We start from the raw sequence: 22863 nt of genomic DNA on the forward strand, positions 1-22863 counted from the left end.
TGCGGGACGTTTCTCACTCCGTTACGTTGAAGCCCGAGAGGGCCACGTGGGGCTGGGTGCCGCGGCTGTCCTCGTGGTGCCACGACACGGTTACGGTGCGGCTTTCGCCCGGCATGAGGTGGAAATAGTTGTCGCTGTACACAACCGGCAGTATCTGTTCACCGTCGTTGCCCAGCAGGTTGAGGCGTATCATGAGCGCGGGCGTGGCCGAGGGGTTGCTTATGCGCACCGTTCCCGTCCACTCGTCGCCCTTTTTCCCGAACTCTTCCTGCTGTTGCAGCTGCACTTTGGGCAGCGTGTTGAGCGCCTGCCAGTTGTCGGGTTCGCGGCTCTCCACGTACATGTTCTCCGACAGCAGGCTGCTGCCGTCGTACAGCCGCAGGCGGATGTAGTACACGCTCTCATCGGGCAGGGTTACTGCCTGTGCCTCCACCGTTTGGTCCTCGCCAATATCGACCGTGGCGGAGGTCTGCTGCAACAGCCGTCCGCGCATGTCGAGCGTCTCTGCCACGGCCTTCAGGCCCCGGTGGTTGCCGGCTCCCATGTCCACGACCTCCACATGGCGCTTTACCGGATTGTACTGTATGTGCAGCGGTTCGCAGGCTTTCTTTACGCCGAAGTAGGCAGCCGTGGGCTCCAAGTAGTAGTCGTAAGTGCACCAAACCATGCTGGGCCAGCACGAATGGCTCATCCAGATGAGCAGTCCCAGGCGCTCTTGCTGGGCGCTCTCGTACATGGCACGGTAGCCGTCGTAGTTGAGCCACTGTGCCAGAGCTGTGAAGTGGGCCGCGTCTTGTGGCTTGCCGAAGCGCCGTTCGATAATGGCATTGAAGGATTCGCCGCCCTGCGCGCCCTTCATCGTGTAGTCGTGCTGCGCCCAGGCGATGTTCTGAGGCCAGATGCTGTCGGGTTCCAGCATGCGCCGAAGGCTCTCTACATTGGGCACATTGGGCATACCGCGCTCGGAATGGAGCTTGTGCGACTGGTTTGCAAAGTAGTACTCGACCGGCATCATGCGGTAAGGGCCGTGGCCGCTCACGCCTTCGTCGGCCGAACTGGGTATGTAGCCAAGCTGCGGGTGCAGCCCTGCCACCTGGCTGCGCAGTGCCTTGTCGATGGCCGGAGGCGGGAAGCCCTCGTTGCGACCCACGTAGATGCCGATGCTGGCATGGTTGCGGATGCGGAGTATATAGTCGCGTGAGTTGGCCAGGAACATGGCTTCGTCGTCGGGATTGGGCCCGTCCCAGGGGTTTGCAAGCCAAAAGTCCTGCCACACAAGGATGCCATAACGGTCGCAGGCGGCATAAAACGCCTCGTCGCCTGTCTGCCCCACCCAGTTGCGAATCATGTTGTAGTTCATCTCACGGTGGTATCTAACGGCGGCATCGTACTCGCGCGAGCGGTAGTTCAGGTTGGTTTCGGCAAATCCCCAGTTGCCTCCAAGGGGCGTGATGCGCTTTCCGTTGACGTAAATCTTGGCCTGGCTGTCCAGGTCCTTGTAGCTTACTTCGCGGATGCCGGCCTTGTACGTCAGCTCCGAACAGGGTGCCGAGCCGGCTTCCACGGTATCTTCCGTGATGCTGAAGCCGGCATCGTAGAGGTACGCTTCACCGTAGCCGTTGGGCCACCAGAGGCGCATGCGGCGGTTCTTGAGCTGGCTGAACTCGGCCGGAGAGAAGCTCACCTCGCGCTCCTCCTGTGGTTGCAGGGTCACGGTCTTGGCAAACCGGATGTCGCCTACATACCCGTTAACCGTTACGGTGCGGCTTACGGGCAGCCAGTTCTTCACTCTCACGGCCGGCGTAAGGCTTGCCAGCGTGTCCGGATGGTTGAGTGTGGTGGTGAGGAGGGCGTCGGAGAGGGTGATGCCCGTATCGGCCGTGAGGTACACATCGTTCCAGATGCCGGCTTCGCGGCCCGGAGTGCTCGTTATCCAGTCCCATCCTATCGAGGCGTGGAAGGTGGGATTGTCGGCTCCCAGCGCACCTCCGTTCAGGTCGGTGCTCTCCATGTTCTTCTCTTTTACGGCTCCCGGATGGGCGTTGCGGATAACTTTCACCTCCAGAGTGTTGGCTCCCTCGCGGATGATACCTGTCACATCGTAGCGTGCGCGGACAAAGGCGCCGCTGATGTTCTGCAGCTTCGTGCCGTTTAACCATACCTCCGCTTTCCAGTTAATGCCGTCGAAATTGAGGTAGGTGCGGTCCTTGGGATGGCAACGGAAGGTGGTCCGGTAGCGGAAGTCGGCATTGAAGAAGCTCTCGGATATCTGCCGCATGTTGTTTGCATAGCGGTTATCGGGCACTGCACCGGCGTTCATGTAGCTGGTGAGCACCGTTCCCGGCACCGTGGCAGCTATCCAGCGGGCGTCGTCCTCGCGCCGCAGCTGCCAGTTAACGGCCTGCGAACCGAGGCTCATACGGCTCCATCCGGCGGCCGGGGCGGGAGCAGGAGGAAGCGGCCGGGCCACGAGTCCGCCTCTTCCCCATACCTCTATCTCGCTCAGCATGGCGGTTCCCGGCGCGTTGGATGCCGTCATCAGCAGCCTTACATAGCGGCCGCGGCCCTGGCAGTTGATGGTTTCGGTGTTGCCGGACGTGGCCGGCAACGGGGCCAGGTCACGCCAGGAACGGCCGTCATCGGATGTTTGCAGGCGGCCGCCACCGGGCTTCAACACCCAGTGAAGCTTCACTTTGTCGAACTCGGCAGCAGCTCCAAGGTCCACGCAGAGCCATTCCGGCTTCTTGGCAGCATTCTTGACGGACGTTGCAAAGGCGCTCCGGAAGCTCGCAGCGGGCAGCCACGCCGTGTTGGAGATGCCCCACTGCACGTCGTTCATGCTGAATGGCTTGCCCGCATCGCCCACCCGGCCGTTGTCTATCTCGTAAATACGCCAGTGGGCGCAGCCCTTCATGATGAACTCTACGCGCAGATGACTAATGCGACCGACATCGCGGAGCGGAATGGAGGTCTTGATGAGCCGCATGGGCAGGCGCACCGTGGCCTCCTGCTTGTTAGGGTCGGAGCTCACGGTCTGGCGTGTTGCGAAGCCCGGGAGGCCCTTGCCGCGCTGCTCGCCGATAACTTTCCAGCGCCGATGGCTGTCGCGTGCCAGCACTCGGATGGTGTATCCGCCCCGTGCCTGGGCCTCATCATAGGCCACTTCGCCCAGCAGTCGCAGCTCCGAGAGACTGATATCCATGCCCTGCCACTCGTATTGTATAAAGCTGTTGGCCCCCATCAGGTACGTACCCGAGTGCACATTGCCGTCTATGGTCTTCTCTTTGTCGCGCAGACCGAGCGGTCCGGCGCCCGTGAAGACGGTGAGCTGCGGCGGCGTAGCAGTGGAGATGATACCGTCGGTGGCCAGTTGGGCGGTGAGATTGAAGTCTGCCGACGACGATGCGTAGGCCATGCGGTTGAGCGCCAGGTTACGATACCCGCTGCCGGTAACCAGCTGCGGCCCCGCGAACTCGCTCGGCCGGCCCGGATACTGACCTATGCCGCGCGTGTAGTCGCCATAGGCACCGAAAGAGGGCAATGCCATGAGCAGGCACGCCGATAAGGAAGTCAAGAGTTGATACATAGTCCGGTTGGTTTGATATTCATGCTTCGTACAGCCACAAAGTTACGATTAATTCTTCAAAAAACGCACTCCGAAAACAAGATTTGCAGCATTCCATACGTTATTATCAATAAAGTACCAACATTAAGAACCATTTTCAACACACTGACATGAAACGATTTTTTACCCTGCTCATGCTGACCGTGGCCTGCCTGGGCCTCAACGCGCAAGACAGCTACACGCTGAAAGAGAACATACCCTACGTGAGCAGCGCCGACACTTCGGCCTATCGGCGCGAGCGCTGCAAGCTCGACGTGTACTACCCCACGCAGGCCAAGGGCTTCAAGACCATTGTCTGGTTCCACGGAGGTGCACTCGAAGGGGGCAACAAGGAGATACGCGAGGAGCTGAAGCGCCAAGGATTTGCCGTGGTGGCGCCCAACTACCGCCTGTTTCCGCGCTGCCGCTGCCCGCAGTACATAGAAGATGCGGCCGCGGCCGTGGCCTGGACGTTCGCCCACATCAAGGACTTAGGCGGCGACCCCGCCCAAATTTACGTGGGCGGGCACTCGGCCGGCGGCTACCTTACGCTCATGCTGTGCCTCGACAAGAGCTATTTAGAGGCCTGCGGGGTAGATGCCGACGCGGTGAAAGCCTACTACCCGGTGAGCGGACAGTGTGCCACGCACTACACCATCCGCAAGGAACGCAAGATTAGCTACACCCTGCCGATAGTCGATAAGTATGCTCCGCTGAACAACGCCCGCAAACTCGGCACCCGCCTCCTGCTCTTTACGGGCGACCGCAGGTTAGAACAAATGTCGCGATACGAGGAGAATCTCTACCTCAAGTCGGTGCTCGAGGGCATCGGCAACGCCCCGGTGCCGCTCTACGAGATGCCGGGGTTCGACCACGGCACGGTGCTGCTGCCGGCCTGCAAGCTCATAGCCGACGACATGAAGAAGTAGCCCGCGGCTGCGCCTGCAAGCAGGAAAGAACCTTACAAACACCCTTCACAGTTTCGCGTATTTGCAACCAGCCGCACTGCCGGTTGCAAATACGCGATTTTAGCACCACCATCTAAGCCCCTGATTATCAGATTTTTGCAGCATGAAGGCAAAAATCAGCCCGCTGAAAGGGCGCCATCAAGCCCCACGGAAGCATCCTTCAAGCCTCCTGAATGCGCCTTTCCATCTGCCCGAAGCTATCCTTCAGCCTCCTTGAAGCTATCCTTCAACATTCTTGAAGCATAGCTCCGGCACCGCCGGAGCCATCCTCCGGGCGTACAAAGGCACGTTTCCGGCCTCGGCGTTCGCTATCCGGCCCGAAAACGGTGCACCTTTTTCAGGCATCAATTCTTGACAAAACTGCACTCCGCAGGCCATAAAAAAACGGGCTGCACCATCAACGGGTGCAGCCCATGCTTAGTGTCTGCGGGCCTCAACGCATGAGGTTGGGCGCGCGGGTTATTTCTTCTCCATGATGCTGATGGCGTAGCCACCGCCCGGGGCGGCCTTGAGCTTGAGCACGGAGGAGGCCGTCACCTTGCGCCGGGTGATGGTGTAGGCCTGCGGATTGGTGCGGTAATCGGCGTCCTTGGCATCGGCATAGATGGTTGCTTCGTACTGCTTGCCCTTGTCGAGGAAGCTGAGCTTGAGCTCCGATTGGTGCCCCTGCTCGCCTGCCGTGCAGCCCACGAACCAGTTGCCGGTGCCTTTGGCCTTGCGGGCGGCGGTGATATAGCGGCCCGGTTCGGCCTCCAGGTAGCGGGAGTCGTCCCAGTCGCAGGCCACGTCCTTGATGAACTGGAAGGCATCCATGAAACGAGCATAGTTCTCGGGCAGGTCGGCAGCCATCTGCAGCGGGCTGTACATGGTTACGTAGAGGGCCAGCTGGCGGGCGATGGTAGACTTAACCTTGCAGTTGCTCTTGGGGTTCAGCTTGCTCAAATCCATCTCGAAGATGCCCGGGGTGTAGTCCATCGGGCCGCCCTGCAGCCGCGTGAAAGGCAGTATGGTGGTGTGGTTGACGTTGTTGCCTGCACCGGCCTCGTACTCTGTTCCACGTGCCGCCTCGTTTCCAATGAGGTTAGGATAGGTACGGCAGAGGCCTGTGGGGCGCACTGCCTCGTGTGCGTTGACCATGATGTGGTGCTTGGCAGCCTCCTTGACGGCGTAGAGATAGTGGTTAACCATCCACTGGCCGTAGTGGTGCTCGCCGCGCGGCAGGATGTTGCCCACGTAGCCGCTCTTCACCGCATCGTAGCCGTAGTGGTTCATGAGGTTGTAGGCAGCCTCCATGTGGCGCTCGTAGTTGCGCACGGACGAGCTGGTTTCGTGGTGCATGAGCAGCTTTACGCCGCGCTTGTGGGCGTAGTCGTTGAGGGCTCGGATATCGAAGTCAGGATACGGGGTGGCAAAGTCGAAGACGTAATCTTTCTCCTTTCCGAACCAGTCTTCCCATCCTATGTTCCATCCCTCGACAAGAACTTGGTCGAAACCGTTGTCGGCCGCAAAGTCAATATACTTGCGTACGTTCCGGTTGTTGGCGCCATGAAGGCCGTGGGGCTTGGTGAGCGTGTAGTCGAGACGGTCGAGCTGGACGGACGGGAGGTCGAAGGTGTACGACCACTGGTGCATGCCCGTAATCATTTCCCACCACACCCCGACGTACTTGGTGGGGTGAATCCAGCTGGTGTCGGTGAGCTTGCAGGGCTCGTTGAGGTTGAGGATGAGGTTGGAGGAGAGCATGTCGCGGGCGTCGTCGCTCACGATGGCGGTGCGCCAGGGGCTGGTGCAGGGTGCCTGCAGGTAGCCTTTGTCGCCGCGGGCGTCGGGGGTGAGGAAGCTCTCAAAGACCAAGTTCTTGTCGTCGAGGTTCAGGTGCATGCAGCTGTAGTCAACCAGTGCGGCCTCGTGCAGGTTCAGGTAGATGCCGTCGGGGGTCTTCATCTGGAGCGAGGTCTGCACGCAGGTGGGGCCTGCGAGGGTCTGCGAGGCGTTGCCGTCGAAGGCATGAGGAAGGCGCTCGCGTATCTGCGAGAGCTTGGATTCGGTGTAGTTGTACTCCTGGGTGTCGTAATCGCCGGGTATCCACCAGGCCGTGTTGTCGCCCGACATGGCAAACTGGGTGTGCTCCTCCTTGATGACAAAGTAGTTGAGCGTCTGCGAGAGGGGGAACTCATAGCGGAAGCCGAGGCCGTCGTCGTACAGGCGGAAGCGGATGTTGAGCCCGCGCTGCAGCTTGTCCTGCCTGAGGCAGACCAGCAGTTCGTTGTAGTGGTTGCGTATGTTGCGCGTCTCGCCCCACACGGGTTGCCAGGTTTCGTCGAACGTGGAGCGGTTGCTGGAGGCCAGAGTGAAGCCCGTCTGCAGGTTCGTCATTTCGTGTGCGCTTACCTGTTCCTTGTAAGTACCGCCGTCGGCCGCCAAGTAAACGGCCTCGTGCTGGTCCTTGAGCTCCAGTCCGAGCTTGGAAGGACGGATAACGGTCTTGCCCTTGTAGAGCAACTGATACGTGGGTTCGCCTCCAGGAGTGAGGCTGAAGGTGAGGTTCAGGCGCCCGTTTGGCGAGCTGAGTGTCAGCGGTTCGGCCGCCGACACGCCTGTAACGGTGAGGCACAGGCAAAGGAGGAATAACAGTTTCTTGGTCATCTTATTTTTCAATTACAATCATAGTCCAGTATTTGAGCATAGGCAGGGTGATGTCGATGTAGCCGTCGTGCTCGGTAAAGCGCAGCTCCTGCGGGGCTCCGCCCAGGGCATCGGGGGTGGCGGTCCACACCTTCTTCACGCCCTGGGCCTTGATGCGCATGGGCAGGTTGGCCACGGCCTGGGGCTCGGGCATGGTTCCGTCGAGGTCGCGCCAGCTCAGGGAGTTGGCCTGGCGAAAGTTAAGCAGGCTGACGACCTGCCGGTTCTCGAAGCTGCGGGCATAGGTGGCGACCGACTGCAGGCGCGGCGGCCAGGCGTTGATGAGCACTTCGGGGTTGCCGGAGTACACCTGGGCCGCTGCCGGCTGCCCGCCGTCGCGCAGCAGGTTCTGGTAAGCGGTGAGGAAATCGTAGTAAGTCACGAGCGCCTGTTGCAGCCCGGCTGTCATCTTGAGGTTGTCGTTGGGGAAGTATTCGTGGCACAGCATGTGGTCGCCAAGCTCCAGGTGGGCACCGCCGAGGGCAAACATCACGGCGTCGGTGAGCAGCACGCCGGGCGTGTTGAAGTTGCCTCCGGCCGACGAGCGGTTGTAGTTCATGTAGGCGGCGAACACGGTGTTCAGCTTTCCTGCACTGAAGGCGCTGTTCTCACGGAGCACTTTCTCCAGGTCGGAGAACTTGTCCTCGCTCCCCCACATCTCGTTATAAAGGAAGTCCATGTTACCGGTGCCGGCTATCTGTTCCTGCCCGAAGCGCGAAACGGCATTCATCACGAGGTGCTTGTCGGGGTTGTGCTCCTTCATGGCGTTGATGAACGAGGCGAAGCCAAGGGGCAGGTTGAGCTGGCTGCCGTAGTAATCGTAGACGGTGCCGCGGCTGCCCACCTGGTCGATGTGGAAGCCGTCGAAGTCGTAGTTGGCGTAAACGGCGTCGTTCTTGCCCTCGAGGTAGCTCTGCCAATCTTTGTTTCCGGGGTCCAGGAGGAAGATGTCGCTCTTCCAGCTGTCGGACAGCGGCAGGTTGTCAATGGTGGCATGGGCGGCGTCCTTGTACATGAACCACTTGTCGCTGACGCCATCCTGCTGCGCATCTTCGAGTGCGCCGTAGCACAGGTTGTAGAACATGGACTTCATGCCGTACGCATGCTGGGCGGAGATATAGTTGCGCACAACGCCCGAGAGCACCTGACGGTTGGCAATGTCCTTGTACTCCTCGCCGCCGTAAGGCTGGTGGTGCTTGTCATGCCAGTCGTAAAACTGGATGCCGTTGATGTGGCAACGGTTCAGAAAAGCCATCTCGGAGGCTATCTTATCCGCGGTCTTGTCGGCATTGTAGGTTGCCACGAAGCCGTAACGGGGGAACCGGGACCACGAGCTGGAGACGTCTACGGCTATGGTACCGTAGATGGTCTCGGCCGTGCCGGAGGTGGTGTAGACGTCTACCAGATAGCCGGTGAAGTCGGCGGCGGGTGCCTTCCAGGTCCAGTCGGCACCGCTCAAAGGCTCTTCGGCCACCACTTCGCTGCCCTGACGGTAGCGAACCTTGGCTCCGGCAGGCAGGGTTCCGTCGGCATGGAAGCTCACGGTTTCGCCCGGACTGTACAGAGCCTTGTCGGTAGAAAGCGCTACCGAGAGCTCTGCCGTGGTGGTTATGGCGGGTGCCACGACCTCGGTGGGGATGCCGGTGCCGGGGTTCTGTATCTCGTCATTGTCGCTGCAAGAGAGCGCGAACAATGGAAGAAGCATTAATATGGAATTCATTTTCATTATGCGTAAGGTTTATTGTTTGACGATAGAGATGGTTTCTTCGAGCTGGTTGAGCGTGATGGTGTAGGTGCCTGATGACACTATCTTCCACTTGTTGTCAACATCGCCGATGTTGATGTCGGCATACTGGTCCTTGAGATAGTTGTCGCTCTTGTCTATGAAGAGTGCATGCTCCTGCTGACCCGTTGGTTCAATGTCGTTGCCGATGCTGCACATGAACCACGCTCCGTTCCAGTCGCTCTGCTTGTCGCACGAGAACTTGAGCTCGCCGGCACCAAGCTGGCCCGTCCAGGTGAACACGTAAGGGCTGGAGGTGGCCGTCATGGGAGTGGCATTGCCGAGGTCCCAGCCGCTGGGTGTGGCGTCGCCGACGAGGTAAATCATCTCGTAGGGCGTGAACTCGCGCATCATCATGCGCTCTTTTCCGGTGCGTATGTCGACGCAAATCTTGTAGGCTTTGCCCGTTTCGCTGTCCTGCAGGAACCACTTGTTATCGGGATCGAAGCCTGAAACGAACTCTACGCTCTGGTTGGTGTAGGCCGCGTTGGCTGTTGGAGCCTTGAACATGTTTTCCCAACTGCCGTTGGCAGTTCCGAACTTGAACTCACCACCCTGGCCATTCTCAAAGACTCGGCCGTAGCGGAAGAGGAAACCGTCGAGCGCATCCTTAGCCATCGGCTCGAAATTCCAGCCTGTGGGGTTGCCTACAAAGAAGAGTTCGTCGAAGCGAGGCTTCACTCCTTCGGCCTGAACTACCGTGAGTTCGCCCGTTAACAGGTTGGCCGTAACCTTGTAGAAGTGGTCTTCGGTTATCTTGAACTGCTCGTCGGGCTGGCTGTCGCTGCTGCGGTAAACCAGCTTCCCGGTACCATCGTTGTTGTACGAAGGCAGGAACTGGCCCTGGGTAGTGATGAATTTGAAGCTTCCTGCTTTCAAATCGCCCTCCCAAGTGAAGAGTCCGTTGTCCGTGCGGGCCATCTCCGTGGCCTTGTCGGCACTCCATCCGTTGGGCGTTGCGTCGCCGATGAGGAACAGCCGCGTAGTTACGGCCTCGTAAGGAGTGGCGGAGAAGGTGACGGTTGACGTCTGGCTCTCGTCTCCATCCACGATGGCAGTAATGCGGGCGTCAACGGACGTGGCCTTTCCTACGGCTCCCCCGAACTTGTCGAGCAGCAGACTGTTGAGGTTCTCCTGGTTGATACTCCACGTGTAAACCTGTGTCTCATGGTCTACGGCGGTGTAAGGAGAGGCGAAATTGGTACCCGACGCGGCCAGCTCCAGCTTGTAGTAGATGCGGCTGCCGGTACCGAAGTTGTTGCCGGTGGTCCAGTTCAACGTGAGCGCCTCGGCTGCATGCGACTGCTCGTCGAGCACATCAGCCGCCTGGTTGGCAGTGAGTTTCAGCTCATCTCGGCCTTTGTCCAGCTCTGCATAGTCGTTGTCGGAGCATGACAGCAGTGCCAGTCCGCACACGAATGCTGCAAATATACTAAAAATATGTCGTTTCATCGTGATTGTCTTTAATTGTTTTACCATATTCTATATGATTGGTTGCGTTGCCGGCAGCATCAATATCCCGTGTTCTGGGTCATGAGTTTGTTGGCATCCATTTCCGTTTGGGGAATCGGGAAGAGCAAACGGTCCTTGTTGGCACGCGTCTTTCCGATGGAATGGAGGAACTTTACAGCATATTCACCGTTACCAATCCGAATGATGTCGAACCAGCGATGGCCCTCAAAAGCCAACTCGATGCGGCGCTCGTGGATAATTTTCTCACGCATCTGCTCCTGGGTCAGGCCGGCTACATGCGCCAACCCGGCACGGTCGCGCACAATGTTGAGCGGCTGGGCAGCCTCTGCCGGCCGGCCCATCTCGTTGAGGGCTTCGGCTTTCATGAGCAGAACGTCGGCATAACGATACACCACGAAGTTGGCCGGATTGGTGTTGTATTCCGGCGAAACCGACTTGGAAACAAGGAACTTACGGACGTTGTAGCCCGTAATGGAGTAGCTTTTCTTGTACGACTTGCCCTCATATTCGGGGCAGCCTTCGTAGAACACGGTGATGTCCTTGCGCTTGTCGCCCTCTTCATATTGGTTCATGAACTCCTGGGTAGGCTGGTTCCAGCCGTAGCCACCGGCTACGAAATCGGAGTTACGAGGCCCCATGAAGGTCGAAAGCCAGCTTGACTGCGGGTTGTTGCCCCAGAAATCGTACTCCGTATTGCCCGAGTACTGCACTTCAAAGATAGACTCAGGCCCGTTGTTAATGGTTGCATCAAAGTTTGCAGCATAGTCGCACTTGCTCAGGTCGTAGCCTAGAGCCGTCACGGAGTCGCATAGATTGACCACATGCTGATAGTAGTCGGGATGGCGGGGAGCCAGCGTAAGATAGATGTCGGCCATCTGCGTAAGGGCTGCATCCAGGCAGGCGCGGCCCACATTGTCGTCGTCGAGCCGGCTCTTGGCCGGCAACAGCCCGATAGCCTGCCGGCAGTCGGAGAGTATCTGCTTGTAGGTATCGTCGAGCGAAGCGCGGGCTATGTCGGTAGACTGTCCCGGATTGAAGGGCTTGAGGCGCAAAGGCACGCCGCCGTAGAGGCGAGCCAGCACGAAATAATAGTGCGAACGCAGGAAGTAAGCCTCGCCCAGGCTGCGTGCCTGGATGCTGCCGGGCTCCAAGTCCTGCCCCTCCAGGGCATCTATCAGGATGTTGCACTGCCCTATACCCACCCAAGGCGACCGCCACATGTACAGCGCCATGCCGTTGTCACTCATGGTTGTGAAGTTCGAGGCCTGCACGGTTTCGAGCCCGTCGGTACCGCCTCCGGCTCCCACAATACTGTTGCCGGCCACGATGTCGAGCGTCCAGAGGCGCTGGTTGTACATGTTCGACGACTGTAACGTGCGGTAGCAGGCGTTTGCCATGGCAACTGCAACGTCGTTGTCTATGCTCACCGAGGGGTCTACCGTGTTCTTGGGCGACTTGTCGAGGAAGTCGTCACCGCAAGAACCGAACGTCAATACAGCGAGTAACTGCATCAATACAATATATATCTTTTTCATGATGTTGCTGCTTAAAAGTTGAAGTTTAAACCGATGTTGAATGTCCTCGAGATGGGATAGCTGGACAAGTCGATGCCGTTAATGCCTACTTCGGGGTCAAAACCGGAGTAACCCGTGATGGTGGCTACGTTCTCGCACGAAATCATCAGCCGCGCATGCTGCACCGTAAGGGCGCTGAGCCACTTCTTGGGAAAGTTGTAGGCCAGCGAGACAGTCTTGAGGCGGAGGTACGAGCCGCTCTCAACAAAGCGGTCGGATACGCGGTTGTTCTGGTTAGGGTCGCCGAAGACGGCACGCGGCATGCCGTTGCTCGTGCCCTCGCCGCGCCATCTGTCCAGCACGTCGGTGGTCTGGTTGTAGGCTGCCGACATGCCGGTAAGGTCTATCCTGTTGGCATTGAAAATCTTGTTGCCGGCCACTCCCTGCAGGTAAATGCCCAGTTCAAAGCCTTTCCAGGTAAGGGTATTGTTCATGGAGAACAGGTGCGTGGGGTTCGGGTTGCCGATAATGGTGCGGTCGTTGTCGTTGATAACGCCGTTGTTGTCCAAGTCCTTGAAGCGGATGTCGCCCGCCTCGGCGCCGCTCTGAATGGCGTGAGCCTTCACCTCCCGGTCGTTCTGGAAGATGCCATCGGTCACAAAGCCGTAGAAAACGTTGATGGGATAGTTCCTGTCAAGCATCGTCACGTACGAATTGTTTATCTGGTTGATGTAGAAAGGCACGTCACTGTTCAGGTCCTTTATCTTGTTGCGGTTGTACGTGTAGGCCACGTTGGTCTCCCACTCCAGCGGACCGCGCAGGTTCACGGTGTTGAGCGAAATCTCGAAACCCGTGTTGCGCACCTTTCCGGCGTTGGCATAAGTAGTGCTGGTGTCCTCAAATCCGGAGGTTATAGGTATGGAGGCCTTGACCAACATGTCGGAAGTATTCTTGATGTAGGCATCGAAAGTGAGCATGACTCGTGAGTCGAAGAGCACGGCATCGAAGCCGATGTTGCTCTGCGCCACCTCCTCCCAGTGGATGTTGGGGTTGGCCAGGGTCGACGAAACCAGTGCCGACTGCTCCGTGCCGCTATAACCCAGCGGATAGACGCTGGTGTTGTAAGAGGCCAGATAGCCGTAGTTGCCCACGCTGGCCTGACTGCCCGTGACGCCGTAACCGGCCCTCAGCTTCAGGTCACTCAGCAGGTTGTTCTTCTTGAACCAAGGCTCTTCGGAGATGCGCCAGGCCACCGATACCGACGGGAAGGTGCCCCAGCGGTTGTTGCGGCCGAACCGGCTGGAGCCGTCACGCCGTATGGTAGCCGTAAGCAGGTAGCGGTTGTCGTAGTCGTAGTTGGCACGCGCCATGTACGAGAAGAGCGACCACTCGCTCTCGTTGCCGCCGATGGCGTGCATCTTCTGCCCGTTGTCCATCTCGTGAACGTTCTCAAAGGCAAACACGTTCTTCTGTGCATTGAGGTAGTCGTTGTTGTTCCACTGTGCCGATGTTCCCGCCATGAGGCTCACGTGGTGCCTGCGGGCGAAGGTGTGGTCAAAGAGGAAGTAGTTGTCCCACAAGTAGGTAAAGGCCTTGTTGTCGCTCTTGTAGCGGCTGCTCTCCTCGGTTGCTATCGGCTTCCAGCTGTACTTGGGCGTATAGTTGTCTATAAACCAGAACTTGGCATCCACGCCGAAGGTGCTCTTGAACTTGAGCCACTTGGTCAGAGTGAGCTCGGCCGTGATGTTGCCCAGCAGGTTGTAGCCGTTGGTTTTCTGCTTGTCGGTCTGCGTGGGGCCAATGGGGTTGCGCGTGCTGCCGTACCAGTTGGAGTTTCCTTCGGGCCCCGTCCACTCTCCGTTCTCGTCTTTCACGCCGAAAACGGGCAGCGCCTTGTACGTGCCTCCCATGTCGTAGCTGCCTTGCTTCTTGGTATCGGCGCTCACGGTGATGTTGTTCGAGAACTTGAGCCAGTCGAGCACCTGCGCGTCACTGTTCTCCTGGAACGTGAAGCGGCGGTAGTTCACGCTCCTCACGATGCCGCTCTGGTTCAGGAAACCGCCCGAGACGTAGTAGTGGGCCTTGTCGCTGCCGCCGCTGTAGCTCAGCGTGTAGTTCTGCATGTAGCCCGTGCGCAGCAGCTCGTCCACCCAGTCGGTGCCGCTGCCCAGAGCTGCCGGGTTGACCCACTCGGGGTTCTGGTCGTAGCCGGCGCCCGCCATCATGTCGTTGCTCAGCTCGGCGTACTGGCTTGCGTTGAGCAGTTTGGGCGTCTTGGTGGCGTTCTGGACGGACAGGTTGGCGGCAAAGGCGAGCGTGCCCTTGCCCTCCCGGCCTTTCTTGGTGGTAATCATCACCACGCCGTTGGCGCCGCGCGAGCCGTAGATGGCCGTGGCCGAGGCGTCCTTGAGCACGTCGAGGCGCTCTACGTCGGCCATGTTCAGCGCGTTGAGCCCCAGGTCCGTGGGCACGCCATCTATGACCACCAGCGGGTCGCAGTTGTTAATGGAGCCCAGTCCGCGTACCTTTATGGACACGTTGTCGCCCGGTTTGCCGGCGTCTACCACCTGCAGGCCGGCAATCTTGCCCTGCATGGCCTGCCCGATGTTGGTTACCGGCGCGTTCTCCATGTCCTTGGCAGCCAGCGAGCCCACGGCTCCGGTGAGGTCGCTCTTGCGCATCGTGCCGTAGCCAACTACCACCACCTCGTTCAGGGTCTGGTTGTCTTCCTTGAGAACGATGCTCAGTGCCGATTGTCCTTGTACGGGAACTTCCACCGTCTTAAATCCTATATAAGATACGGTAAGGGTACTCTGCGCCGGCACCTTGAGCGTGAAGTTGCCGTCCAGGTCGGTAACGGTAGCGTTGGTGGTTCCTTTCTGGGCTACGGTTGCACCGATAACGGTCTCGCCCTTGTCGTCCTTTACCACTCCGCTCACCTCGATGTCCTGCGCCAGCAAGCCCAGAGGCAGCATAAAGGCAAAAAGACACAAGGCCAACCGTTGGGTTAATAGTCTTTTCAACTTCTTCATAGATTTAATTATTAGTTATAGATTGATGTTTGCAAAATTATGAGCTTTGGCTCCGCAGGCCAAGCAGAAGTAGCCAACAAGTAGATTTCAAGCAGGAATATGGAAAGGATATACACTTGATAATCAACTATGTATGGGCTTGTAATCAATTGGTCAAAGTAGATACAAATAGTTTCTTACAAAGACGCTCCTGCCTACTTAATGGCCATGTGGAACCCACTTGCGTCCGTCCCCGGCACCTGCGGGCAACCCGTGGGGCCGCAGCGGCACATGCCCCTTGCCGTTTCGCTCCGCCTGCTGGTGGCAAATCAAGGCCGGAAGCGGAACGGAGTTGTTACGAATTATGACATATTTTAACACTTCACGCGGCAAACGGAAAAATGGGAAAATGGCAATTGCGAAGCCGGAAAACCTCTCCCGCGAGGCGGTTTTTACCTTCCGGCAAAGGCGCAGTCGGCCTCCGGCGGGCTTGAAGGTATCATTCAAGCCCGCCGAACGGCATCTTCGGCAAGACCAAAGCATAGCTTCAAGGATGCTGAAGCATAGCTATTGGAGCCTAAAAGCATAAATTCGAGGAAACGGAAACAGGGTAGCAAAGATACAGGAGGCTGATTTCCAGCACGTTACAGAAGCAAAGGAAAATGCCGTCTTTTGGCCTGCATCTGCCTGCAACGGCAACGGTTGCAGGAACGGAGCTGCACATGTACGGTTTTATCTTATTTTTTTAACAATCCGGAAAGCCCGACCGGCAGGCCCAGACACAAAAAAACCGCCCGGCAATAACCGGGCGGCAACCTGCTGCTTTTTTAACCTATTGAAGTTTGAAGACGGCCGCCGAAGCAGCTCCGGGCCGTATTACACGGCTTGCGGAGCCTGCAACGGCCGCACTGAAGCAGGGTAAGAAGTTACTTTGTCATTTCGAATAGCCGGGGTTTTGTTTCAGACTTTCATTCAGGTTCAGCACTGCGTAAGGAATGGGATATACGCAGGTGTAGCCTTGCTTGTCGTCGTTGTAGTTGCCGGCAGAGGCATTATGGGTTACGCCTACATAGCGGTCGGCCGTGGGTTGGGTGAAGGTGCAGAAGCGAATCTGGTCTTGGCGGCGCGTACCTTCCCATGCCAGCTCTATCATTCGCTCGTCCAGAATGTCGTTCAGCGTAAGAGCAGTGCGGTCCTTTGCACCGGAACGCTGCCTTACCTCGTTGACAGTGGCCAGTGCCGAGGCTGCATCGCCAAGGCGGTACTCGGCTTCGGCCTTCAGCAGCAGTGCGTCGGCAAAGCGCCAGATAACGAGGTCATTGTTGAAACAGTACTGCCCCGTGGTTCCTTTGTCAAACTCATACTTCTTCATCCGGGCACCGGCACACTTCACGGCATGCGGGTCGGAACCTGCGGGAAAGTCGACCCGCACAGCCAGCGGCATGTATTCCAGGTCCTTGTCCGTTGCTCCGTCGTTAACTGCCTGGCCCGTTCCGGCCATATAGTCCTTGTCGGTATAGAAGTTCAGGGCCAGGCGCGGGTCAACGTCGGGCGTGCCATAGCCGTGCACCCTCATCTCCCTGACGCTGGCGCAAGCGCCGTTCCACCCCTGGTAACCAATGGCTCCGGCATGGTTGTAGTGCAGGGTGCGGACGATGTTGTAGTCGTCTATCTTGTAGATTTTATCGTCGTTGGGGCGCGTCCAGATGTTTTCAACCGAAGCATCGTTGTTCACCGCAAAGTTTGCTGCATACTCCGGCTGCAGGCTGTAGCCCAGAGCCTTTATCTTGTCGGCACAGTATATCACGGTCTGCCAGGCGTTGCGCGACTCTCCGTCGAGGTTTATCATGATGCTCTTTCCCTTTGCCGAGACCGTTGCACCTTGTGCCTCGCTGGCCTTGCAGGCGCCGGAGAGGTCGGTGCCTACGAAAGCCTGGTAGCTCGTTGGCGATGTGTCGTCGATTGTAAACACGGGAGCATTGATGGCACACTTGGCCATGCACATGTAGGCAACGGCCTGGGTAACGCGGCCGTAGTACTCTCCCTTGTTCTGGCATTTGCCGTCGGAGAGGTGCGGAATGCACTCTGCCAGCTCTTTGGTCACAAAATCAAAGATGGCGGAACGGTTCGACTGCGATACGGAAGAGGCGCTCACCTCCGACGAAGTGACCAGGGGCACCTGCCCGAAGAGGTCCATGGCGTTGTAATAGAACAAGGCCCGCAGCGCGCGAAGCTCATAAACATAGTCGGCATATTCGGGGTTCACCGTGACAAACTGGTTGAGCTTGTCGATGGAAGTGTTGCAAAGGCCGATGATGCGGTAGATGTTATTCCATACATTATTATATGTATCGACCGATGACTCGAAGTTATGCAGGAAGATGTTCTGCCACTTTCCGCCATCTACCCAGTCGCCTTGACGGCCTGGAAGCATCGTGGCATCGGAGGAAAACTCCTGCAACGTGTGGATGGCAGAGCCGTCGCTGCCATACCAGCAGTTACCTATGGCCGAATAAACGTTAGCCACCGTGTTCACATAAGTCAGTGTCGGGCTCTTGAAAGCCTCTTCTTCACTGAACTTGCTCTTTGGAGTCTCATCGAGAGAACAGCCTGTCAAGAGTGCCGTCGAGAGCAACAGCGAGCCTAATATATACTTTTTCATAATGGATTTTCAGATTGGTTTGAAATTAGAAATTAACGGATAACGACAGAGTGTAGGTGCGGCAGAGCGGATAGATGTTCTTGTCATCCAGGCCGATGTTGTCCGAATCGCCGTTGGGTTTCATCAAGTTGGCCGAGTTAATCATGGGCGTAAGGCCGTTGTAGCTTGTCAGCGTGCAGACGTTATTCACCGAGAAAGCCAGCCGGATATTGTTAATCCACTTGCATTTCAGGGCTTCCTTGGTGAATGTATAGCCGAGAGAAGCATACTCGAAGTTCATGTAATCGCCTTTCTCAAGCCAGTAATCAGATATCTGAATGTCGTGAATGCCCTTGCCGTTGTTCAGGTTTTCGGCGCCGCTGAGCAGGTTGTAGGTCGGGAAGTTGCTCATGTTGCTGTACGTCATGGCCGTTGCATTGTAAATCTTATGGCCAAACGCGCCGTTAAACTGCATGGTCAAATCCCAGTTCTTGTACTTGAAATTGAGGTCCCAGCCAAGGTAGAACTTTGGAATTGACTGTCCGCAAACCTGGCGGTCGCCACTGTCGCCGGTGTCAACGGTACCGCTTTCGTCGAGATCAGCAAGCTGATACTGCCCGTTCTCACCTATACCCGTGCAGTGAGGCAGGTAAAACACGCCGATGGGTTGCCCTTCTATCAGGTACGAAACGCCCGTATTCTGGGTCAGACCGGCTGCTCCCACATTGGAAACGGCAATGTGCTTGCTCGTTGTTAGCTCCTGTCCCTTGTACGTTCCGCTCAGGTTTTTAAGCTTGTTCTTCTGGTACGAGAAGTTCACTCCGGAGTTGAAGGTGAAGTTCTGGTTGCGAACGATGTCGCCCCTTATGGCCAATTCAAATCCTGTATTGCTCATTTCGCCCATGTTAGCCAGCAAGCGGTCGTAAGTAAACGGTGGAACAGGAACCGTGTAGGTGTAGAGCATATCGCTGGTTGTTGAGGTGTACCAGTCGAAAGTGACATTCAGACGCTGGTCGAACATCGACAGGTCGAAGCCTGCATCAAAGGTTTTCTTCACCTCCCACTTCAAGTCGGGGTTGCTGTTCGAGGTCACGGCAAACGTCGTTGTATTCTTTCCGTTGACATTTGTCACACCGTTAGGCTCCATCAAAGCCAGCGACGTGTAGGGGTTAATGGCGTCCTGATTACCCGTAACGCCATATCCGGCCCTGATCTTGAAGTTGTCTATCTGCTTGATTCGCTTCATCCAAGGTTCATTACTCATAATCCAAGCCACCGAAGCCGATGGGAACCAGCCCCATTTCTGGCCGCTGCCGAGCTTTGAACTGCCGTCGGTACGCACGTTGACCGTTGCAATGTACCTGTCGGCATACATGTAATTAACGCGGCCCATGTATGAACTCAGCGTGTATTCCGTGTACTCCGATTGGTTATCTCCCCATGCTACGTTGGCTCCGGCCTTGAGGTTATGGTATTTAAAATAGTTGGTCTCAAACCCGTGAACCTGTGTAGAGTGCCAGTCCTTGGTATATTTCTGGCCTTCAATCAGTGCCAAGGCATCGATGTGATGCTTGCCGAAATCCTTGGAATAGTTCAGCTGCACGTTGCCCATATAGTCCTTGCGGTTGGTTCCGGCAATATAAGCCCAGCCGTTGCCGTTCACCTCTCCCATGCGGATATCATTGGGAATGTAGAACTTGTTGTCGCGGTTCCAATAGGAATAAGAGCCGAACGCACTCAGCGACAGGCCGTCGATGATGGTCCATGTGGCCTTACCATGCACGTTAATCATGGCATCCTTGTAGTAATCATCAATGTCCAGCAGGCCCAGAGGATTGTAGATTTCGTTTGCCAGCAGGTCTTCGTCCCAGATGCCTTTATCGTTTCTCACGTTGGGATAGGTGGGATTATAGGCTGCGGCCGAATAAAACATGCGGTGCATGTCGTACTGTATGTTGCCGTCACGCTCTGAACCGAAGACGCCGAGCTCCAGTTTCAGATGCTTGTCGAAGGCGAACTGCGTGGCGTCCAGCTTCACCGTGTAGTTCTTCATGTCAGAGTTCTTGAGCGCACCTTGCCGGAGTATGAAGCCCAAAGAGGCGCGCAGGGTGGAGTTCTCGGAACCTGACGAGAAGGCGATGTTATGGTTCTGCGTCAGTCCAGTATTGCGTTCCACCTCCTTGAGGAAGTTGGTATTGCCGCCCATGTCGGTAAACGTGAGTCCTAAGTTCTTGGCCGCAGAGCGGTATTCGCCAGCTCCCATCATGTCCAAGTTCTTGAACACCGTGTTCACACCGAACTGTCCGCTGTAGCTCAGGCTTGTATAGCCGTTCTTGCCTTTGGCAGTTGTCACCACGATAACGCCCGATGCACCGCGCGAACCGTACTGAGCCGTCTCGGAAGCATCCTTGAGTATGGTCATGCTCTCAATGTCGTCAGGGGCCAGAGAGTTAAACATGGTCATGTCGGCGAATACACCGTCGATGATAATCAGCGGGTCGTTACCGCCCGAGAGCGAAGAAGTTCCCCTCACACGAACATGCGTCGTGGCCATCGGGTCTCCGCCCGACTGGCTGATAACCACGCCGGCAACCTTGCCTTTCAGGGCATCCGACGGGCTGGTCACAACGCCCTTGTTCATGTCTTCTTTCTTTACGCGGTCTATGGCACCTGAAACAGTATGCTTGCTGCCCACGGCATAGCCCACTACGATAACCTCGTCGAGCGACTGCCTGTCTTCACGCAGCCTGATGTCTATCTGTGTGCGGCCTTCTACAGCAACATCCTGGGTCAGATAACCCACATAAGAGACTTCCAGTGTAGCCTGCGGGTCGCAGCTCACAGTGAAGTTTCCGTCCATGTCGGTAACACCACCAACCTTGCCACCTTTAATCTTAACGGTGGCGCCAATTACAGGTTCTCCTGTTTCATCGGTTACAGTACCTTTGACCGTAGACTGCGCAAACGAGGCCGTTGCAAACAGGAAACCCGCCAAAAGGAACAGTAATCTCCTTGTGAAAATGTTTTTCATCATCTTTTTATTAAGTTAATAATAGAATTGGTTTTTACTTTTGGCGATAAATTTAGCCTTTAATTCGTCTCCTTATTCATATAAGTATATGTCAGGTAGATTATTTATAAACGAAAATACCGATAAATGCAGCAGGAATGGGCCTGTCAGGCTACTTTCGCAAAAAACAAAAGTAGATAACTATTATTTGGTCTTTTTTATTTATCTTTGCGGCAAGCAAAGATGAGAAAGGTTATGAACAAGTTTTTTCTTTTCTGCATATGCTTCGCTCTGACGGTTCCCCTGCATGCCGACAACATTGGTATGCTGGACCGATTAGACAGCGTTCTGCAGATGCAGCAGCACATAGATTCGGTGAAAAGGGAACGAATAGAGTACCGTAAACAGCACATCGGCCAGGAAACCAACCCCCGTCTCAAGCTGCAGATATACCATGAAATATACAAGCAGTACAGCGTTTTCCAGTTCGACTCTGCCATGGCCTACGTCGACAAGGGCCTGCAGCTGGCCTCGGAAGTGAACGACAACTACTACACCGACCTGAACATCATCCTCAAAGCCGACCTGCTTTCGAGCGGAGGACTGTACAGCGAGGCCGTAAAAACGGTGGAGCGCATCCGCGAGAGCTCCATAGACAGCCGCCTGCTGTTCGACTATTACTTCACCTGTTTCCGCCTTTACAACTTCTGGGCAGAGTACTGCAACGACAACTTCTACAGTCCGCAGTACCGTGATGCCGCCAAATACTACCTGGTTAAGGGCATTCGCTACCTCTCACCCCAAAGAGAAGGCTACGAATACTACATGGGCGAGTACTGCAACTACGTGAAGAGCGACCCCGCTGCATCCATTTCCTACTACCAAAAGGCACTGGCAAAGATGAAACCCGACTCCCATTTCTATGCCATGACATGCTTTGCGCTCTCCGACCTCTACCGGATACAGGAAAACGAGCAGGACTTCGAGAAGTATCTCATCATGGCCTGCATCAGCGATGCGGAACATTCAACCAAGCAGTACCTGGCCTTGCAGAACCTTGCCGTGTACCTCTTTGAGCAGGATCCCGACAATGTGGAGCGGGCGGAGCGTTACATCAGCATCTCGATGAACGATGCCAAGTTCTACAACAGCCGCCTGCGCATCCTCGAGATATCGCAGAAACTGCCCGTCATCGTGTCCACTTACCAGGCCAAGGTGAAGCAACAGAACGACCGCATGCGCTACTCCCTCATCTTCATCTCCGTCCTGGCACTGGCCATGGTGGCTGCTTTATACTGGATATTCAGGCAGAACAGCCTCCTCACCTTCAGCCGCAAGGCCCTCGCCATGACCAATGAGCAGCTGGTGGGCCTCAACGGCAGGCTCAAGGAACTCAACCGCCAGCTCATCGAAACCAACGAGAAGCGCGAGGGACTGGCCAAACTCTACATCGACCTCTGCGCCAAGTACATCGACCGACTGAGCCGTTACCAGACCTTGGTGAAGCGCAAAATCAAGGCCAACCAGGTGAACGAGCTGCTCAGCCAGATATCTTCGTCGCGCCTCTCGGAAGAAGATGCGGCCACGTTCCTCAACCGTTTCGACAAGGCTTTCCTCGATCTGTACCCTACTTTCATAACAGAATTCAACCAACTGCTGCGCCCCGAGGCCCGCATTGAGGTTGACCGCCACCACGCCATGACTACAGAACTGCGCATTTTCGCCCTCATCCGCCTCGGCGTCAGGGAGAGTTCGGAGATTGCGGGGCTGCTTTTCTACTCGCCGCAGACCATCTACAACTACCGTTCGGCCATGAAGAACAAGGCCATTAACCGCGACTCGTTCGAGCACGACGTGCTCAAGCTCTGCACCGTCATCAAGAGTTGAGCCGCCTGCAACTCGCGTCCGGAGCCCTCCCTGCATGCCGCGGGCGAGGGTGAACCTACCCAGCGCAATTGCAACATGCCCCTTTCAAGGCGCCCGAACCTATCCTTCAAGGCGCTTGAAGAGGGCATTCAGGCGCCTTGAAGGACACCTCCGGCAACGCTGCCCGTAAGTTGTTGCAGTGCAGGTAGTTACAAGCACCGCCGCCAGAGGCGCTGTGCCGGGTGCGCGGAAACCGGCCGCAAGAGGGCTCCCCCGCCCCTGCAGGCGCTCAATTTATGAACGGAAGA

The 22863-nt window shown here is 56.7% G+C and carries 10 protein-coding genes; 2 read left to right on the forward strand and 8 right to left on the reverse strand.

Features of this window, described 5'->3' with window-relative positions:
* Positions 1-13: 13 nt before the first annotated feature.
* Positions 14-3586 carry a glycosyl hydrolase 2 galactose-binding domain-containing protein gene (locus tag BMW31_RS01750; RefSeq protein WP_091820344.1) on the reverse strand — a complete coding sequence of 1191 codons (3573 nt, stop codon included), beginning with the start codon at positions 3584-3586 and terminating at the stop codon, positions 14-16.
* Between the two features lie 149 nt (positions 3587-3735).
* On the opposite strand from BMW31_RS01750, the gene BMW31_RS01755 reads away from it, so the two are divergent.
* A complete protein-coding gene (locus BMW31_RS01755) occupies positions 3736-4533 on the forward strand; it encodes an alpha/beta hydrolase (protein ID WP_091820346.1) in 798 nt (265 codons plus the stop codon).
* A 498-nt stretch (positions 4534-5031) separates the two neighbouring features.
* Here the strand turns inward: BMW31_RS01755 and BMW31_RS01760 are convergent, their stop codons facing one another.
* The 7 genes from BMW31_RS01760 to BMW31_RS01790 form a co-directional block, all read right to left on the reverse strand.
* Positions 5032-7218, reverse strand: coding sequence for a glycoside hydrolase family 97 protein (locus BMW31_RS01760; RefSeq protein ID WP_091820348.1), 2187 nt, complete (start codon positions 7216-7218; stop codon positions 5032-5034).
* A gap of 1 nt (position 7219) precedes the next feature.
* Positions 7220-8977, reverse strand: a complete 1758-nt coding sequence (locus BMW31_RS01765) for an endo-dextranase (protein ID WP_091820710.1) — start codon at positions 8975-8977, stop codon at positions 7220-7222.
* 18 nt (positions 8978-8995) lie between these two features.
* The gene (locus BMW31_RS01770) at positions 8996-10492 is read right to left on the reverse strand and encodes a SusE domain-containing protein (protein WP_091820351.1); all 1497 of its coding nucleotides are present in this window, start codon (positions 10490-10492) and stop codon (positions 8996-8998) included.
* Positions 10493-10551: 59 nt separating this feature from the next.
* A complete protein-coding gene (locus BMW31_RS01775; protein WP_091820354.1) occupies positions 10552-12048 on the reverse strand; it encodes a RagB/SusD family nutrient uptake outer membrane protein in 1497 nt (498 codons plus the stop codon).
* 11 nt (positions 12049-12059) lie between these two features.
* A complete protein-coding gene (locus BMW31_RS01780) occupies positions 12060-15059 on the reverse strand; it encodes a SusC/RagA family TonB-linked outer membrane protein (RefSeq protein ID WP_091820357.1) in 3000 nt (999 codons plus the stop codon).
* 913 nt (positions 15060-15972) lie between these two features.
* Positions 15973-17700 (reverse strand): RagB/SusD family nutrient uptake outer membrane protein, encoded by a 1728-nt coding sequence (locus BMW31_RS01785; protein WP_091820359.1) that lies wholly within the window; start codon positions 17698-17700, stop codon positions 15973-15975.
* 25 nt (positions 17701-17725) lie between these two features.
* Entirely contained in the window at positions 17726-20713 is a 2988-nt protein-coding gene (locus tag BMW31_RS01790; RefSeq protein ID WP_091820362.1) for a SusC/RagA family TonB-linked outer membrane protein, read from the reverse strand.
* A 231-nt stretch (positions 20714-20944) separates the two neighbouring features.
* On the opposite strand from BMW31_RS01790, the gene BMW31_RS01795 reads away from it, so the two are divergent.
* Positions 20945-22576: a DUF6377 domain-containing protein gene (locus tag BMW31_RS01795; RefSeq protein ID WP_091820365.1), complete on the forward strand. Its 1632-nt coding sequence runs from the start codon at positions 20945-20947 to the stop codon at positions 22574-22576.
* Positions 22577-22863: the final 287 nt, after the last annotated feature.

It is taken from the genome of Prevotella sp. kh1p2 (genome assembly GCF_900111525.1).
GTDB lineage: Bacteria > Bacteroidota > Bacteroidia > Bacteroidales > Bacteroidaceae > Prevotella.